This is a genomic window from Picosynechococcus sp. PCC 73109 (genome assembly GCF_001521855.1).
Classification (GTDB): Bacteria; Cyanobacteriota; Cyanobacteriia; order Cyanobacteriales; family MRBY01; genus MRBY01.
Genome location: NZ_CP013998.1, coordinates 1,133,570 through 1,150,022, shown reverse-complemented (window position 1 = coordinate 1,150,022; position 16,453 = coordinate 1,133,570). Strand labels below are relative to the sequence as shown.

General features: G+C 49.6%; 21 protein-coding genes and 1 pseudogene. 11 read left to right on the top strand and 11 right to left on the bottom strand.

What is annotated here, in order from left to right; genetic code table 11:
• Position 1: 1 nt before the first annotated feature.
• A complete protein-coding gene (locus AWQ23_RS05590) occupies positions 2 to 1,735 on the bottom strand; it encodes a TrkA family potassium uptake protein (protein ID WP_062433348.1) in 1,734 nt (577 codons plus the stop codon).
• Between the two features lie 231 nt (positions 1,736 to 1,966).
• Here AWQ23_RS05590 and crtE point away from each other — a divergent pair, with 231 nt between their 5' ends.
• Genes crtE through AWQ23_RS16170 form a run of 3 tightly spaced genes read left to right on the top strand, consistent with a single transcriptional unit; the run spans position 1,967 to position 4,206 of the window.
• The gene (crtE, locus tag AWQ23_RS05585; protein ID WP_062433345.1) at positions 1,967 to 2,875 is read left to right on the top strand and encodes a geranylgeranyl pyrophosphate/diphosphate synthase/geranyltranstransferaseCrtE; all 909 of its coding nucleotides are present in this window, start codon (positions 1,967 to 1,969) and stop codon (positions 2,873 to 2,875) included.
• A gap of 21 nt (positions 2,876 to 2,896) precedes the next feature.
• Positions 2,897 to 3,352: a divergent PAP2 family protein gene (locus tag AWQ23_RS05580; protein WP_030006209.1), complete on the top strand. Its 456-nt coding sequence runs from the start codon at positions 2,897 to 2,899 to the stop codon at positions 3,350 to 3,352.
• A gap of 53 nt (positions 3,353 to 3,405) precedes the next feature.
• Positions 3,406 to 4,206 carry an LCCL domain-containing protein gene (locus AWQ23_RS16170; RefSeq protein WP_083500693.1) on the top strand — a complete coding sequence of 267 codons (801 nt, stop codon included), beginning with the start codon at positions 3,406 to 3,408 and terminating at the stop codon, positions 4,204 to 4,206.
• Positions 4,207 to 4,225: 19 nt separating this feature from the next.
• Here the strand turns inward: AWQ23_RS16170 and AWQ23_RS05570 are convergent, their stop codons facing one another.
• Positions 4,226 to 5,284, bottom strand: coding sequence for a folate-binding protein YgfZ (locus tag AWQ23_RS05570; RefSeq protein WP_083500692.1), 1,059 nt, complete (start codon positions 5,282 to 5,284; stop codon positions 4,226 to 4,228).
• Positions 5,285 to 5,375: 91 nt separating this feature from the next.
• Here AWQ23_RS05570 and AWQ23_RS16440 point away from each other — a divergent pair, with 91 nt between their 5' ends.
• Genes AWQ23_RS16440 through AWQ23_RS05560 form a run of 3 tightly spaced genes read left to right on the top strand, consistent with a single transcriptional unit; the run spans position 5,376 to position 6,645 of the window.
• Positions 5,376 to 5,510, top strand: coding sequence for a hypothetical protein (locus AWQ23_RS16440; RefSeq protein ID WP_254903385.1), 135 nt, complete (start codon positions 5,376 to 5,378; stop codon positions 5,508 to 5,510).
• A 39-nt stretch (positions 5,511 to 5,549) separates the two neighbouring features.
• A complete protein-coding gene (locus AWQ23_RS05565) occupies positions 5,550 to 5,966 on the top strand; it encodes a GNAT family N-acetyltransferase (protein ID WP_232308971.1) in 417 nt (138 codons plus the stop codon).
• A gap of 7 nt (positions 5,967 to 5,973) precedes the next feature.
• Complete coding sequence (locus AWQ23_RS05560) at positions 5,974 to 6,645, top strand: serine/threonine protein kinase (protein WP_062433336.1); 672 nt, start codon at positions 5,974 to 5,976, stop codon at positions 6,643 to 6,645.
• A gap of 4 nt (positions 6,646 to 6,649) precedes the next feature.
• Here AWQ23_RS05560 and AWQ23_RS05555 read toward each other — a convergent pair whose 3' ends face one another.
• On the bottom strand, positions 6,650 to 7,192 hold the full coding sequence (locus AWQ23_RS05555; RefSeq protein WP_062433333.1) for an NYN domain-containing protein: 543 nt from the start codon (positions 7,190 to 7,192) through the stop codon (positions 6,650 to 6,652).
• 253 nt (positions 7,193 to 7,445) lie between these two features.
• Between AWQ23_RS05555 and AWQ23_RS05550 the strand changes: the two genes are divergently transcribed.
• Positions 7,446 to 9,128, top strand: a complete 1,683-nt coding sequence (locus tag AWQ23_RS05550) for a glycosyltransferase family 39 protein (protein WP_062433331.1) — start codon at positions 7,446 to 7,448, stop codon at positions 9,126 to 9,128.
• Positions 9,129 to 9,222: 94 nt separating this feature from the next.
• Here the strand turns inward: AWQ23_RS05550 and AWQ23_RS05545 are convergent, their stop codons facing one another.
• The 8 genes from AWQ23_RS05545 to AWQ23_RS16435 all read right to left on the bottom strand — a co-directional run bounded on the left by AWQ23_RS05545 (position 9,223) and on the right by AWQ23_RS16435 (position 14,403).
• Positions 9,223 to 9,597, bottom strand: coding sequence for a Crp/Fnr family transcriptional regulator (locus AWQ23_RS05545; RefSeq protein WP_062433327.1), 375 nt, complete (start codon positions 9,595 to 9,597; stop codon positions 9,223 to 9,225).
• Between the two features lie 147 nt (positions 9,598 to 9,744).
• The gene (locus tag AWQ23_RS05540; protein WP_062433325.1) at positions 9,745 to 11,034 is read right to left on the bottom strand and encodes a DUF4335 domain-containing protein; all 1,290 of its coding nucleotides are present in this window, start codon (positions 11,032 to 11,034) and stop codon (positions 9,745 to 9,747) included.
• A gap of 84 nt (positions 11,035 to 11,118) precedes the next feature.
• The gene (locus AWQ23_RS05535; RefSeq protein ID WP_012306700.1) at positions 11,119 to 11,709 is read right to left on the bottom strand and encodes a DUF3038 domain-containing protein; all 591 of its coding nucleotides are present in this window, start codon (positions 11,707 to 11,709) and stop codon (positions 11,119 to 11,121) included.
• Positions 11,710 to 12,197: 488 nt separating this feature from the next.
• On the bottom strand, positions 12,198 to 12,347 hold the full coding sequence (locus tag AWQ23_RS15985) for a hypothetical protein (RefSeq protein ID WP_232308970.1): 150 nt from the start codon (positions 12,345 to 12,347) through the stop codon (positions 12,198 to 12,200).
• Between the two features lie 49 nt (positions 12,348 to 12,396).
• Entirely contained in the window at positions 12,397 to 12,819 is a 423-nt protein-coding gene (locus AWQ23_RS05530; RefSeq protein ID WP_062433322.1) for a type II toxin-antitoxin system VapC family toxin, read from the bottom strand.
• Positions 12,819 to 13,064 (bottom strand): hypothetical protein, encoded by a 246-nt coding sequence (locus tag AWQ23_RS05525; RefSeq protein WP_062433319.1) that lies wholly within the window; start codon positions 13,062 to 13,064, stop codon positions 12,819 to 12,821. Before AWQ23_RS05525 ends, AWQ23_RS05530 begins: the two co-directional genes overlap by 1 nt.
• A 19-nt stretch (positions 13,065 to 13,083) precedes the next feature.
• Entirely contained in the window at positions 13,084 to 14,193 is a 1,110-nt protein-coding gene (locus AWQ23_RS05520) for a DUF29 family protein (protein ID WP_062433316.1), read from the bottom strand.
• Positions 14,194 to 14,274: 81 nt separating this feature from the next.
• Complete coding sequence (locus AWQ23_RS16435; RefSeq protein ID WP_255356002.1) at positions 14,275 to 14,403, bottom strand: hypothetical protein; 129 nt, start codon at positions 14,401 to 14,403, stop codon at positions 14,275 to 14,277.
• Positions 14,404 to 14,459: 56 nt separating this feature from the next.
• On the opposite strand from AWQ23_RS16435, the gene AWQ23_RS05515 reads away from it, so the two are divergent.
• The 4 genes and pseudogenes from AWQ23_RS05515 to AWQ23_RS05505 all read left to right on the top strand — a co-directional run bounded on the left by AWQ23_RS05515 (position 14,460) and on the right by AWQ23_RS05505 (position 16,453).
• Positions 14,460 to 14,849 (top strand): hypothetical protein, encoded by a 390-nt coding sequence (locus AWQ23_RS05515; RefSeq protein ID WP_062433314.1) that lies wholly within the window; start codon positions 14,460 to 14,462, stop codon positions 14,847 to 14,849.
• Positions 14,850 to 15,019: 170 nt separating this feature from the next.
• Positions 15,020 to 16,120 carry an IS4 family transposase gene (locus tag AWQ23_RS05510; protein ID WP_062433311.1) on the top strand — a complete coding sequence of 367 codons (1,101 nt, stop codon included), beginning with the start codon at positions 15,020 to 15,022 and terminating at the stop codon, positions 16,118 to 16,120.
• Between the two features lie 9 nt (positions 16,121 to 16,129).
• Positions 16,130 to 16,225, top strand: a pseudogene (locus AWQ23_RS16485) (HNH endonuclease); the annotation flags it as partial.
• A 3-nt stretch (positions 16,226 to 16,228) separates the two neighbouring features.
• Complete coding sequence (locus AWQ23_RS05505; RefSeq protein ID WP_232308969.1) at positions 16,229 to 16,453, top strand: hypothetical protein; 225 nt, start codon at positions 16,229 to 16,231, stop codon at positions 16,451 to 16,453.

The following is a 16,453-nucleotide window of genomic DNA, read 5'->3' as shown; positions in this document are numbered from 1 at the left end:
GCTAGGGCACAAAGGCTTCGCTTCCTTGGACTGACGGAAAGGGGTTAAAGGTCACTTCTGAATTGCTGGGTTCCTTACGCCATAGCTTTTGGAGACCATTAGCGGCGATGGTGATATACAGGACATCCTGGGGTTGCAGTTGCCGTTGCAGGAGGGGCCAACCGTGCACAGCTTCCCCCTGGGATTCGAGGTAGAGGGGGACAAAATTTTGGGCGATCGCCGCATCTTGAACCCGCTGTCCACAGAAAGGATGGTTTGGGGTAATCAAGGTTGCCAGGGCAATCCACAGCAGATCGTCAGTCATGCCGTTGCCAAGAATGCGTCCCCCTAGGGCGGCGGCAGCAAAAGAATGGGTTGCGAGTTCCGTCGGGGAAAGCACCAGATCAAAGGAAAAGACTTCCTGGGCCGACTGGGCAAAATTCGTATCTTGGATGCGGACAATCACATTGACCTTGGGGGCGATCGCCTTGGCACTCAGGGCAATTTCGACGTTGGTCATGTCCTGGCTGGTGGCGGCAATCAGGGCCGTTGCTTTGGCAATCCGTGCATCCCGTAAACTGCTGGTCACGCTGGCATCGGCAAGAATGACCGGAATCCCCAAGGTTCTGGCGGTGCGTAAAAAGCGGTTGTTGTGGTCGGTTTCAAGAACAACAACGTCATAGCCCTGGTGGTGCAGCTGGCGGGCGATCGCCATGCCCATCCCTCCCAAGCCACAGATCACGTAATGGTTTTGGTGGGGAATTTTTGTCGCATCCCAAAACTGGCGAATTCGACTTCCCAAAATGAAATCATTGATCAACGCATAGCAGATCCCCACGACCCCTGCGCCGACCACCATCATCACCGCCGTGAAAACCTTGACCCAATCGGGGGCGAGTTCCGCGACTTCTTCTTTTCCTCCGGCCCCAGTGATCATCCCCACTGAAAAATAAAGGGCATCCACCAAGGACAAATTAAAATTCACACAAACATAGGTAAAGGTGGCAATGCAGATGGTCACCAACAACGCCACCGTCACCAGGGTCATCGGCCGCACGTGGTGTTGGTACTGCCGTAGATTGGCGATCGCCTTCCGAAATTTTTGCCAGAGGGAATAACGTTGACTTTTAACCTGGGGCGGCGTTCCCAAGATTAAATGATCCCCCACCTGGAGGGTTTGGTCGGCCACCACCGCCGACACCAAATCCATTTCCCCTTGGGCTGGTAGGTAGTGGATAAACATCCGCTCCGGATTTTCCCAAAGCTCACTGAGGGGTTGGCCTAACCAGGGATGATCCGTGGTGATCACTTCCTCATAGATCGGCCAGGTTTTTTCGTAGAGACGCAGTTGGCCGATGGCTTTATTACCCAGGGCGGCAAAGGCAAAAATGGGGGCGGCCAGGGCCGAAACACTCATGGTCACATGATCCGGCAGGGTTTGATCGAGGCGATCGCCCAGGGCTTGGTTATAGATACGATTGACAATGCGAATATTCGGATTTAGCACCCGCGCTTGGGTCAGCACCGCAAGATTGAGAGCATCATCATTACTAGCGAGGACGAGGGTTTGGGCAGAGTGTATTCCCGCCCGCACGAGGAGTTGTCCCTGCCTGGGGTCGCCCACAATAATGCCCGCTGCCCGCTGATGACTGGGGCGATCGCTAATGCCGATCACCTCAGCCCCTTGATTTTGTAGTAGACGAAAAATTTTATATCCCGTTCGTCCTAAACCACAGACAATAATTTTTGGTTGCATGGAAACTGGGCCTGGGTTGATCAGGACTTATTTCAACAGATCAATTACCCTTCCTGTTTTAAACCCAAACGTTCCCGGCGAGTGTAATGAACCACACAGAGCAAAACAACTTCACATTTAGAGGCCAGAATTAGCACCCCTCTGCAAGCAACCCAGGATGATTCCCCCAGACTTGCCCCCAAAGCCCTGTAGAATATTCTTGAAAAAATCAACAGTTTTCCAAACGTAGCTATGGTAGTTGCAGACGCTCACACCCAGGGCTTTTCCCTCGCGCAATATCTCCAAGAACAAAAGACCATCGTCGAAACCGCCCTTGACCAATCCTTAGTTATCACTGAGCCTGTCACCATCTACGAAGCCATGCGCTATTCCCTCCTGGCTGGGGGGAAACGGCTACGCCCGATTCTTTGTCTTGCCGCCTGTGAAATGTTGGGGGGCACCGCCGCCATGGCGATGAATACCGCCTGCGCCCTGGAGATGATCCACACCATGTCTTTAATCCATGATGATCTGCCCGCCATGGACAATGACGATCTCCGTCGAGGCAAACCCACGAACCATAAAGTTTATGGGGAAGATATTGCCATTTTGGCAGGGGATGCCCTGCTCTCCTACGCCTTTGAATATGTGGCCCGCACCCCGGATGTTCCGGCAGAACGTCTGTTGCAAGTGATCGTACGCCTCGGTCAAGCAGTGGGGGCTGAAGGCCTCGTCGGTGGCCAAGTGGTGGATCTCGAATCAGAAGGGAAAACCGATGTTGCCGTAGAAACTTTGAACTTTATCCATACCCATAAAACAGGGGCATTGCTGGAAGTTTGCGTTACGGCGGGGGCAATTTTAGCCGGAGCGAAATCCGAAGAGGTGCAATTACTCTCCCGTTATGCCCAAAATATTGGTCTGGCTTTTCAGATTGTCGATGATATTCTCGATATCACTGCCACCGCGGAGGAACTAGGTAAAACGGCAGGCAAAGACCTCGAAGCCCAGAAGGTCACTTATCCGAGCCTATGGGGTATTGAAAAATCCCAGGCTGAGGCCCGCAAGCTGGTGGCAGAGGCGATCGCCTCCCTCGAACCCTATGGTGAAAGGGCCAATCCCCTTAAAGCCCTGGCGGAATACATCGTTAACCGTAAAAACTAACCCGCGTCACGGCCAAGCACCATGGATAATTTCAGCGCAGTTTTCCAAAATCACATCCTGATTGTGGCATTAGTGGCCTGCATTACGGCACAGTTGCTCAAAATTCCCATTGATTTGATTCGTTATCAAAAAACCAGCCTCCGTTCCCTCTTTAGTGCTGGGGGGATGCCCAGTGCTCACTCTGCTCTAGTGGGGGCCTTGGCCACGGGGGTTGGTCAGGCGAAAGGGTGGGATAGCTCCGAGTTTGCGATCGCCTGTTTGTTTGCGGTGATTGTGATGTACGATGCGGCCGGAGTGCGCCAAGCTGCGGGTAAGCAAGCGCGTATTCTCAACCAGATCATTGATGATATGTTCCAGGAAAAAGAATTTAGCGAAGAACGGCTCAAGGAATTACTCGGTCACACACCAGTACAGGTATTTGTGGGGCTTTCCTTGGGCATTGCGATCGCCTTTTTTGCCAATAGCCAACTGGCCTAGACCCAGATCCTGACCTTCATCCCTAAACGAATTTCTTCTTATTTCTAAGCTTCATGATGCAATCTACGACTTATTTTTTCGGGGCGATCGCCCTGGCTTTTTCCCTGGGCGCCTGTACCCAAAACAGCACCACCCCAGAATCTAACGCCACTGGGGGCGGAACTGTTGCGACCCCAGAAGCAGCACCAGAAACCCCAGCGTCGCCCCCAACCCTCCAATTCACCGCCCTGGAATGGGAAGCAAGCCCCGTTAGCCTCGAAATCCAAGACCAGGTGGGACAGACCTTCGAGTTTTCCTGTCCGCCGGGGGATCCCAGCCAAAGGATTTGGGGCACGGGTGTTTACACCAGCGATTCGTCCATTTGTGCCGCCGCCGTCCATGCAGGTCTATTCGCCGCAGAGACCGGGGGGAATTTAACTTTAGAAATCCTCGCGGGCCAAGACCTCTACACCGGTAGTCAACAAAATGCAGTGACCAGTCGTGATTACGGCGCTTGGGGTGGGAGCTTCCGTTTTCCGGAGGCCAGTGGTAACGCTGCAACAACGCCGAATATCCAGTGGGATTCGACCCCAGGCTCCTTCGGGATTGCCGAAAATGTTGGCGATCGCTACAGTTTCAATTGCCCACCCAACGGTGAACTAGGAGCCTCGGTCTGGGGGACGGATATTTACACTAACGATTCCGCAATCTGTGTGGCGGCAGTCCATGCCGGAGAAATTGACCTAGCTACGGGCGGCCCGATCACCATCGAAATTGCCCCCGGTCAGGACAGCTACACCGGCGGCGATCGCAATGGCGTAGTTACTGCCGACTATGGCTCTTGGGGCGGTAGCTTCATTTTTTTAGACGAATAAAGCAACCAAAGACAGTTCCCTAGGGTTCGGGGTAAGCATGGGTTACATAGGGAACCGCGACAACTTTTCCAGTCACTTCTCCTGCTGTCACTTCTAACCCTTCTCCACCCACTTTCGTACGGATATAACCAAGGGCAAAGGTGTTATCCGGGTCAATACTGGTGATGACGCCAGCCCGTTCTTCACCCACAAAAATTTTGCAAGGGACTGCTACGGGGGCAGAAAGTTGAATTCCAAAAAGCCGCTGTTTAACGCCTTTGTAGGTATTGAGGCGGGCAATGGTTTCCTGGCCAATGTAGCAGCCTTTATCAAAGGAAATGCAATCCCAAAGCCCTGCTTCCAGGGGATTATAATCTTCGGTAAGTTCTTGGTCGGGGGCGGGTCTGCCTTGGTGAATGCGCAGTTTCTCCCAGGCTGCTTCGCCACAGGGGATCGTTCCTAAATTCATCAGAGCTTGCCAAATTTCGACACCAGCCTCGGCGGGAATATACAGGGTATAGCCCGGTAATTTCAAACTGTTCCCCGTCGCACAGAGAATGTTTTGTCCCTGGATTTCTAGAAATTGATGACCACCAGCCGGAAAGTCAGCTAAGGTTACGCCAGTGAGTTTTTCGAGAATTTCTTTGGCCTGAACACCCATCAAAGACAGGATATTGAACTGCCCAGAAAGATCACTAATTTCTACTTTGTCCATCGGAAAGAGAAACCGATCAAACCACTCCAGGAGAAAGGTCTTTTTCTGGGGTGAGACCTGCACCCAGAGGGCATCATCCAGAATATGCACCGTGGCGAGATCGATGGTGCGGGCCGTGGAATTAACGAGGACAGTGTCACAGCTTTGGCCCGGTTGAAGCTGCTGGATTTGATTAGTGCTTTGGTTGTGGAGGTAGCGTTGACGGTCAGCGCCCGTAAAGTTGAGGAGACCCCAATGGCTTTGGTCGTAGAGCAGACAGCCATTGCTGAAATCTTGGGAAATGTCGGCGTCGTTCCCAAAGGTTACAACGGCCTCACCGGAAGCTGTTAAAGGAAAGCCTTGGTGCTGGTGGTATTGCAAAAGGGGGGTCATGGCAATGGTCATGGATACTCAATTTGGCACAGATTCCATTATGCCAAGGGGAGAGGTTACACTGACAGAGATATTTTCTATGTGTTGTTTGGGATCGCCACCTATGGACTTATTTCGTCAACAGATTCTGCCGTTTTTAATTTTGCTGGTCTTCCTCTTGGCTTTAGGGATTGTCAGCGCCCGGATTTTTCTCCCCACCGATATGCTCGCCCCAGCACCCATTGGTTTTTTGGGCTAGGTCATGCTACCAGCGGGCTTTTCTCTGAGACGGGGTGCGATGATCGACCGACCGTTATTGTTAAAGTTTTTGCACCGCAGTTACCAGGAACTTTATCCGGAAACGGGCTTCGATCACCTTCGTACAACCTTGAACCATTACTTCACAGTGGATACGCCCCTCTGGTGGGTACGGACAGAAACGGAGCAAGTGGTGGGTTGTCTCTGGCTGGGCAATAGTGTTGATCAAATTAGCGGCGATCGCCACAGTCATATTTTTCTGTTGTATGTGATGCCGGAGTATCGCCGTCAGGGGCTGGGTTCGGCGCTTATGGCCACAGCGGAACGGTACGCGAAAACCAAAGGCGATCGCCAAATTACCCTCCAAGTTTTCACAAATAATCAGACGGCCCAGAGCTTTTACCAAAGCCTCACCTACCAGCCCCATGCAATCTTGATGCGAAAAATCCTCCCCTAAAGGATCTATGGCTCAATCTCGACTCCAAGTTTTTTGCGATCGCCTCGAACAGGATCTCCGACCCCACCTCGATCTCACCAGCGAGCATCCCCACCATCCTGTGATCGTGCGCCATTGTCCCAGCCCTTGGTATTGCGTGGGCACCGGGAACTATGCTGCGGTTGTCGCCCACCCTGATTTTCCGGCGTGGGTAGTAAAGGTCTATGCCCCCCACCGGGAGGGATTTGCCGCAGAAGTGGAAGTTTATCGTCGCCTAGGGACCCACGCTGCGTTTTCGGAATGTTACTACGCCAAGGATGGCATTTTAGTGCTGCGGCGTTTGCATGGCACGACCCTCTACGACTGTGCCCACCGGGGGATTCCGATTCCGAGAAAAGTTATTGAAGATATTGATCAAGCCTTGGATTATGTCTATGCCCAGGGCCTTAATCCCCATGATGTCCACGGGAAAAATGTGATGCTGGGGGTCGATGGTCGGGGACTTGTGGTGGATATTTCCGACTTCCTCAAACCAGAGCCCTGTTATGCCTGGAAAGATCTTAAACGGGCTTATTATTGCCTTTATCGACCCCTGATTGCTGGTCTCAAATTAAAAATACCCTATGCTTTTTTAGACCAAGTACGCACGGTCTATCGCGTTTATCGTCGGCTTGGCGATCGCCTTTTTTTGAAACCTTGAAACCCTAGAGGCCGTGGCGTAACTGACGTAAAATCTGTTGGGTTTTCGGATCAAGACTATTTAAGAGTTGCCCCCGTCGCTGCTGGCGTTGACGTTTGCGATGATCCCGAGAACGTCGATTGGCGGCGGCCACATCCGATTGCAACTTTAAAGAAGACATCCATTCCGCCCCATAACCCACCACCGTATGCCGTTGGGCCTGATCGGAGGTCACCACAATTACCCGTCGGGGCGTATTATAGTCGTGCCGAAAAGCGGCGCAGGCTTTTTCGATGTAAGTATCGGCAGTTTCCGAGAAAGCGGTGTAGTAAGCGGAAACAAATTGCGTATGTTCTTCTTCTTGGCTAGGGGTCTGCTGGTAATGGGCGTCAAAAACGACTTTTGTCCGGTAGCAGTTGTGGGAGGCGTAGTTAATTAAAACTTCGATCAATTCGTCCCGTGCCATCTCAAGGCCGTGGCGATCGCGGGTTGCCTTAAGCTCCTGCCAAGCACCAATGACGTTATAACCATCCACTAATAGTAACGCTTCGGGGGATTGGGACTTCATGACTCACTCGTAACCTCCATGGTAAAAAAACAAAAGGATTTTAATGGATAAAAACCACATCCTAACAAGTTTTGTCACGCTTCTGCCATCGTCGAAATTATCGCTGCGGTCTGTTAATATCGTTCACCATTGCGAGAAGACAAAGACTTCCCTGGGGTTGCATCCCCTTGCCGTTCATTTTAGTTAAGGCTTTATTTTTAAGTTGCAATTCTTTTTAAATACCTCCCCAAAAAATATTATTTCAAGCAAAACATTGCCCGTTTTTTTATTATGGTTTTGGGTAATTTTAGGCGGGATTATTCGCCTGACAAACCTTGGTGCAAAACCCCCTTGGACCGATGAATTTGCGACCCTCCTCTACAGTCGCGCCGAAAATTATAATCAACTGCCCTACGACGAAATTCTCACGGGGAAAGAGCTTTTAGCGCCACTACTCGGCTACCCAGACCAAGGCATCACTGAAGCGGCCCATTTTTTGATCCATTACGATAACCACCCGCCGTTGTATTTCATGGTGGTTAACCTCTGGCAGCGCCTATTTCCCCTAGAGATGGGGGGTTACATTTCCATTGATGGGGTGCGTCTCCTCTCGGTGCTGCTTAGTTTGTTAGGCATTGGAGCGCTTTATGGTTTGGCAAAGTGGCTCTTTCAGTCAGAAAAAATTGCCCAACTTACGGCGGCTTTGATGGCTTTTTCGCCCTTTGATATTTACCTGGCCCAGGAAGCTCGTCACTATACATTAATTGGTCTGTTTGTGATCGCTTCCTTGGGATCTGGTTTCCTAGTGCTGCGCCAAATTAAGACCCGGCAGGCGTTGTCCTGGGGGCAAGTTTTTGTGGGGATTGTCCTCTGTGGGGCGGGGCTGTTAGTGCATTACTTTTTTGTTCTGACGCTTCTGGCCGAGGCGATCGCCCTGGGGTGGTGGATGGTGACCTACCGCAAATATCCGATTCCGAAGCAATGGTGGCGTTTAGGAACGATCATCCTGACAGTGGGGCTTTTGGGGCTGATCTGGAAAACCCAGGTACTCCCCGACAGCTATGGCACCAGTATGACTAGCTGGATTCGCCTTGATCGCAGTGATTGGTTAGCATGGCTCAGTCCGGTCTTTCAGTTGTTGGCTACCGTTGTCACGATGGTGATGCTTTTGCCCATTGAGGTGGATTTTTTGCCGACGGTGATTGTCTGTGGTGCGGTGATGATCGTGGTGGGTATTCGTTTTTTAACCCTGTGGCGACAAGGCATCAAGGTCCAGAGCACAGTGCCTCAGTTTCAGGATGAGTTATTTTTTCTCTGCCGTTTTGTGGGGGCTGCCTGGGGACTTTTTGGGGGGCTCAGTTTTGGCCTCGGCATCGATATTACCCGTGGTGCCCGTTACAGTTTTGTGTATTTTCCGGCGGTAATTCTCTTGGGGACCGTTGGCCTGAGCTATTTTTGGCAGCGGGAGAATATTCGCTGTCTAGGGATTGAAACGATGGGGACTCGGTTTCCCCAGGTGAAATCTGGGACAAAGGCGATCGCCTTTATGGTGCTGATTAGTTTTTGTAGTGCCTTAACTGTCGTCCATGATTGGGGCTACCAAAAGTACTACCACCCCGACAAAATCGTTGACCGACTCGCGACAGCAACCCAACCTGTACTGATGGTGCTCCCCAGGGAAAGCACCGTGCAAATTGGCGAAATGATGGGGATCGCCTGGGAACAGCAACGACGTGCCCTAGAACGTCCTGTATTTTTTGCTTTTATACCGAAACAAGATGCGCCAGCAGCTTACACTGACGATCTAGACAGAATCAGCGCTCAATTTCCCCAAACGCCCTTTGAATTATGGTCGATCAACCTCTTTGAACCGATTCCTCTGTCAAACTGCCGCGCTTCTGAACAAGTTTGGGTTTCTGGCTACTACAGCGATGTTTACCAATGTGGTGCCCCCTGATCTGCCATTTCCCAGGGGATAAATTTAAGCGGCTTTTCTCAGTGAATCTTCTCAGCGGGATTCAACCGCAAGGCACTGTTGTTAACGACCGTCCCTAACCCTGGGCCTCTAGCTTTTGGTTCGTGCGACTTAAACGCTCGGCTAAGGTTTTCATGATTTCGATGGCAAAGTAGGGATTTTGCTGGATGAGAAACGTAAATCGCTTTTGGTCAATCACCACGAGGCGACAATCCGTTTTGGCGATCGCCGTCGCACTGCGGGGGGAACCCGGCTCAATGACGGCCATTTCTCCTAGAGCTTCCCCTTCACCGAGGATACTCAAGGGTTGCCCTTGAAACTGAATTTCCACTTCCCCGGTTTGGATAATGTAGAGCAGATCGCCCGGGGTGCCTGCGCTAAAAATTACAGTGCCCACCGCGAAATCCTGGGTGTCGTGGTCATGTCTAAATAAGTCAAAATGCGCCATCATGATTTAGTTCCTTCTGAACTCTCGAAATAAATTTCTAAAAACGAGCCAATGCCCGCCTATTCACGATCATAGTGGAGCTAAGGCCGCTTTTTTGCGTATTTCTTTGGGCTTATCGCGAATTTAACTTCCCCTTTACCAAGGCTGTTTTTAGCGGGGCGCTTCGGTAAAAGCTTGGACACGACCATCGGGATTTAACACTAGGCGAAATGTCCGACTTTCAGCAGGAAAAGAAGCGCCAACATTGCGACCCACAGAGAGAAAAGAAAGTTGGGGTTGATACAGTTCGGCGGCTTTACCAATGGGAAAGACCGTTTCAATGGCCCCTTGTTCACTGAGCTTTAAACGATATTCCAACACTTCACCGAGGTCGGCGGGACTCTGCCACTGGGTTTGAAAATGACGTTCAACTCGCTGTTCGGGGTTTAGCCTTGGGGCATTGGCGGGAGACAGGGCGATCGCCTCTTGCTGGGGCGCATCGGCAAATTGTTCTGCTTGATCGGCAGCGGTGGTTCTGGCCATTTGTCCCCCAAAGCTGGGAGCGACGCTCAGACTGGTATTCTCCCTGGGGGCAGTAGCCGTGATCGGGGCCGGATCATTACTAGGGGGACTGGGGGGGGATGCGGTTGGGGGAGCCGGATTCGCAGTCGTGGTTTCCCCTGGCGTCGGTTGAGTCAGATCAACGGTTTGGGGGGCAACCCGTGGGTCATCTAGGGGCGCATCGGCTGCGGATGGTACTGGCGAGAAGGTATAGGAAGCGTGGGGATCCGGAGGGATAAGCTCTACTTGGTTGCCCGCTTCATCCGTAGCTTCAAGGTTTAGGGCACTACTGGTTTCCGGGATTTGTTGCTGTTGCCAAACGGCGTTACTAATCCCCACCACGAGGAGAAAAGACGCGGCGATCGCCCCCCAGCGAGTGACAGTCCGGCGTTGTTGGCTAGCAGTGAGGCTGGGTAAAGCCACCATGTCCGTCTGGTAGGTTTCGAGGGCCTCCGCCAGGTCATGGAGTTGGGTGGCGTTGAGTTGGAGGGTCGGGCCAGATTCCTTGGTTGCTAGACGACCCAGGTGGAGGGTATGGGACAAAAGCCCCTGGGTGACAAGCTGAGGCTGGGTCAGGGTGGCGACAGTCTGACCAGGGGTGTTGTGGTAGCCATAGACAGAGGTAGCTTGGGGCAGCCATTCTAAGTCGGGACTGAGGTCTTGGAGAAACCCTTGGACATAGTCATTGACGGCGGTGGCGAGGGCATCCAATTGGGGGCGATCGCCTTTGATGACGATGCGCTGGTCGGGGCCAAGGCGCGGATCATCAAAACTCAACTCAAAATTCAATTCTTTAATCAGCGGCTTCCCTGTCCACTGGGAGAGGGCCGAGGTTTTCGCTGCCACTTCCAGGCTACAGGTGGGGGGAGTATAGCGACGGGTGAGGGTGGGAGAGAGCATAGGAACCATCTAAGAACGAAAACAAACTACGGGGGAATTGAGTAAAAAAGAAAGGAAATCAAGGGTGGAGTTTAGGTCAAGTCTCTAGGTTTTGCCTTGATCGATTAATGCTAACCAGAGGCGTCGATGTCCATTTTTGGCCCCATAGAACAGCAAATCAATCAGTAATTTCAGGGCGAGTCCCACTAAAGAGGCCGAGGCGATCGCCTCCCCTTCCTCCATGCGTTCTTGGTAGGTATTGCTAAAGTTATCGAGGTAATCCCCTAAAAGGGCGGCTCGGTGGGGTTCCTGGCCTTGTTCGGTCATCTGTTCCAGGAGAGCGCAGGCGCGGCGAATGTCATCCTGCTGTTGGCGGGCTAAATGGCAGATGATCAACACCAAAGAGCGGGCTTCTTCGACGTCTAATTTTTTGCGGCCCCCACTACTTTTCCGGAGGGGGTTGGACTGTCGCAGTCGCCATAAGGTAACGCGATCGCCGATGACTGCCTCTAAATTTAGCTCTTTGGCCGCCTGTAACATCGCCTCTGAACTCAGGCCCGCTAAGGACTCCAACGCCAATAAGACCAAGTCCAGATGACTTTTAATATTCTCTAGCTGCTGACCATCGGGGGGCTGGGCCAGGGGCAAATCCGCAAAAGACGCAGGGGTAGGAACGGCTTGGAGACTAGGGCGCATAGTTACAGCTTAGGTGAGAAAAATAGAGACCAGCGTTGGGTTACAGATTTTGCAACTCCCTTGTGGCAACCCCGTGATGGGCAACATATCCCCAATATTATGCCCCACCCCTAGGACACGACTCGGTCGTGCTCAAGATGTAATGGTGAGAAAGTGGAGTTTTTGGGTCGCCAAACCCCATGCCTGTCGGTCTTAACGGCGCATTTTCCCACATGGTCAAAAATGGTCATATTCACAAGGGAAAACAACGCTCAAATGTTGCCGATATGGATGACCTTCCATTGAACACTCCAGTAAAAAGTTGACATACTTTCCCGCCGTAAACAGTCGAAGATTTCTTGATACTTAGCTGGGTTGCGACACAATTGGCCTTGCCATCTCTCCATGTCCGTTTAGGGTCTCCCGATGCTCTTTATCAGAAAGCTGTCCTAGAAGGTGACTGAACTTACTGAAGTTAAGACGGGGTTTTAGCTCCATTCTTCCGGTCATTAATCAACGCCTTCAATGGGAGCAAAGCCTTGACGCTGAACATTTTCCGTCACATGATGCGGCTCTAGGAATTGCAAGAGATAGTCAGGGCCTCCCGCCTTCAAACCTACACCGGACATCTTAAAGCCCCCAAACGGTTGACAGGCCACGATCATCCCCTTCTCTTTCTTCACAACTGAACGGCGATCGCCAAACCCACTATTTATCTTCTGGAGTGATCAAATCAATTATTTGATTTCTGTTTTTTCGGTAAATTCTAAAATCGCTATCGAGGGTGAAAACGGAACTGTTGGGATTCTGTTCTGCCATCCGGACTAAGCAGGCATCCGCCAACGAAACAGGCACAGATTTGTAGCGAGTCAATAAATCTTTGATAGACTCGATTTCGCTTTCTAAGTCAAAGGCAATGGTGATGACTCCTTTCTCAAGTAAGCGAATAACTGCGGTGTCGCCTCCATAAATATTTCGCAGCAGGAAAAAGCTTTCTGTGATGACGGATTCACAGGTGAGCAAAGGAGGTTTAATTTGTGACCATTGCTGTTTTGTCCACTCATGGGTGTTGTCTTTTTTGTTGATTAGGGCGACGAGTGGACTGGTATCGAGAATGACATCTCTGCGCATTATTCCCCAAAACCCTGAAAGTAATCTTTGTTTGTTGCTAAGTCTTCGGGACCTTCAACATATCCGACAATATCCCCCGCAAGATCAAGGGCACTAATTTCTTCATCTTTACTAGATACAGTGTTAGATTCCAAAGTCGATTTTTGCAGCAAATAAGACAAAAAATCATTTACAAACTGAAGACTTTCTAATGGAAGCTGATCTATATACTGTTTCGCTTGATCTCTGATTTGAGTTGGATTCATCGTCTAACCCTCCTTGGATTTAAGTATGTTTTGATGATAGCCATTCTTTTCGAAGAATATCTTCTAAGCTATATGGCATTACTTCTGGCAGCTCATCTACAATATGATGTTCGTAAATTAATGCAGGGATTGTGCGCAAATAAAATTCTTGAGCCATCGCTTTTAAATATTCTTTTGATTTTTCGGTGTCAAGATAACTGGTGAGTTTTTCTCGTACACTTCTTATCTTGGTGAATATCTCATTATGATTAGAGTTAGGGCTGAATTGATAAAGTATTAAGCTTGTAATTAGATCTTTAAAGTAGTATTCAATAGCACTTTCATATTCAGGATATGGATCAATATTTTTCTCCCGTGATTTTTCCTCAAAACCTTTAATGCATTGATTGAAAGTAGACAGCATAAACTGAGGAGAAAATCCTAAACTTAAGGAAGAAGAATAGATATTGCTGCAATATGTAGGTCGCTGTTCATATCCAGACATTTCATATCCATGACTTCGATTCCCTGACTTTCCGTAATGAATATATGCTGAACGCATTTCTTTGTATGCAATATAGCCATATCTGGAGTTTCTAAGCCAATATTTAATCCTAAGCTCATTCTCTTTAAGATCGGGAAAATTATTCAATAGTTGAACTAATAAGTCTCCAAGATTAATATCATCAGTAGTTTGGCGATTAAATCGCTGCCACGGAAACTCTAAGTCTTTTAGCTTGGCATAATCTAGTTCAGGTCTAGCAAAATACTTTAAAAATTCACATACTTCTAGTGGAAGTTTAATCTCTGGTCTGTTGCATTTTTTTTCTTGAATTGCGGTCGCTCCTATTTCCACTCTATACCAAACATCAGGCAGAGAGATTAATTGAAAGGTATCCCCTCCATAATTGGCAAGAAAAGCGTCAAAATATACTCTTCCCCCTAAGCTTTTATTACCCAACTCTCTTTTTCCAAGTTCACTTTCTGCCCATAAGTTAGAAAGTGCATCAAGTGCAGCCCAAATCAAAACTTCTACTTCATGCCGATTTTCTCTAGGATTTTGTTCTATCAACTGTTGTATGAATTGAGCACGCTTTCTCCAGTAGTCGAAAAAAGAACTTATTTGATCTTCAATATATTTATCTAACATTATTTTCGATATGTGTATTGATATTTTTAGTGATCGCCCTCCCGTATTTTTACAGAAAGGCGATCGCCACTACTTCATCGATTAATCAACGCCTTCGATGGGTGCAAACCCTTGACGCTGGACATTCTCAGTTACATGGCGCGGCTCTAGGAATTGCAGGAGATAATCAGGGCCACCCGCCTTAGACTCGACACCAGACAGCTTGAACACTAAAACCTCACGATATAATTTTAGCCAGAGTTCAACTCATTAAGTAGTCAGAATTTATGAGCACTCGCATTACGATTGAGTTACCAGATGACGTTTACCAGAGAGTTGAGCAATTTGCCCATCTCGCCAATCGTGACTTGTCCAGTGTTGTGGCGGAGAGTATTCAGCTTCTCATTCCTGCTTCCCATCCCAATAGCACAGCAACTCCTGCGATTACAGCTTTAGATGATGAAGAGATTTTAGGTCTAACCGAGCTACAGATGGAGCCAGAACAAGATGCCCGCCTTAGCCAGCTACTGGATTTACAACAAGCAGGGCAACTGTCCAATCCCGACTCCTCCGAACTTCAGACCTTGATGCAAATTTATCAAGAGGGACTTCTGCGTAAAGCGACAGCATTAAACGAAGCCGTCAAACGTGGATTAATTCAGCCCCTCAGCGAATGAGCTACATCCCAGAAGAGCTGCGCCAACGGGTGAGAGAAGCCGCCAACAATCAGTGCGGTTACTGTAAAAGTCTTCAGAAATATGTTTTAGGCCTCAGTACAGGACAAAAACTTGAAAAGGATAGAGGGAGAGGGTTTGATAGGAATTAGAAGATAACCAAGCAAACCCTCATGAGTCAGATTAGCGAAATTCGCGACCAATTGCGACCCCATATTGGATGGCATGGAGCCAGACTCTCCTTCGTTGCGATGTTCCTGATAGCATTATTCCGGGCGAAAACCGTCAATCTCGCCGAACTCGCCACAGTCTGGGGAGGTGACGCCACTGAGGAGTCCAATTACAAGCGCATGCAGCGATTCTTCAAGTCCTTTGAGGTCAACCTGGATAAAATCGCCCAGATGGTGATGAATATCGCGGCTATCCCGCAACCTTGGGTCCTGAGTATTGACCGCACCAACTGGTCATTCGGAACAACGGATTTCAATATCTTGATGCTGGGTGTTGTCCATGAAGGCATCGGTTATCCACTGATGTGGACAATGCTGGAGAAGAAGAAGGGCAACAGCAACAGTACAGAGCGCATGGATTTGTTCGAGCGTTTTGAAATCTTATTCCCCGATGCGGAAATTGCCTATCTTACAGGGGACCGAGAGTTTATTGGTAAGCCCTGGCTGTCATACCTGATGCTGGATAAGCCCATTCCCTTTCGTCTGCGCATCCGTCAGACCGACAAGATTAGCAAAGGTAAAGGACAACCAGCGATTGCGGGAGCTCACTTATTTCGGTCATTGGCCATGGGTGAGACAAGAATCCTGCCGGGAAAACGGTGGGTCTGGGGTCGTCTGGTCTATGTCATCGCTACTCGTCTTGACTCGAAACAAAAATCGAAGCAAACGGATGATGATTTTCTGATTATCATCACGGCCCATGAGCCTCAAAATGCTTTAACAGATTACCGTCGGCGTTGGGGGATTGAGACTCTGTTTGGAGCCCTCAAAACCCGTGGCTTTTGCTTGGAATCGACTCATTTTATCGATAAGAGACGTTTGTCGAAGCTGCTGGCTCTGTTGGCCATTGCGTTTGTCTGGGCGATGAAAGCGGGTTTATGGCGACATAGTCAGAGGCCGATTCGCATTATCAAGGCCCATGGCCGTCGAGCGCGGAGTTTGTTTCGCTATGGTTTTGACTTATTACGTCGCTTTTTTACCGTTTCTACCCAACCTCTACTTGGGTCAGGGTTTCACCCCATACAATTTTTGTCCTGTACTTAGGTTTTAGGCATCTTAGAAATCGATCACATTATCCCAAAAGCAGCAGGCGGTTCGGACGAAGAAAATAATTTATGGCTAGCTTGCCGTCTCTGTAATTCCTACAAAGGCATGAAAACCCACGGCATCGATCCAGTGACGAATACCACCGTTACTTTGTTTAATCCCCGTACTCAAAAGTGGTCAGAGCATTTCATCTGGGAAAGAGAAGGTGCTTTGATTCGTGGTTTAACTGCTTGTGGTCGTGCGACTGTCCTTGCCCTTCAACTGAATAATCCCTATGCAGTCATGGTACGACAAGCTTGGATTTCGGCAGGATGGCATCCACCCGATTAA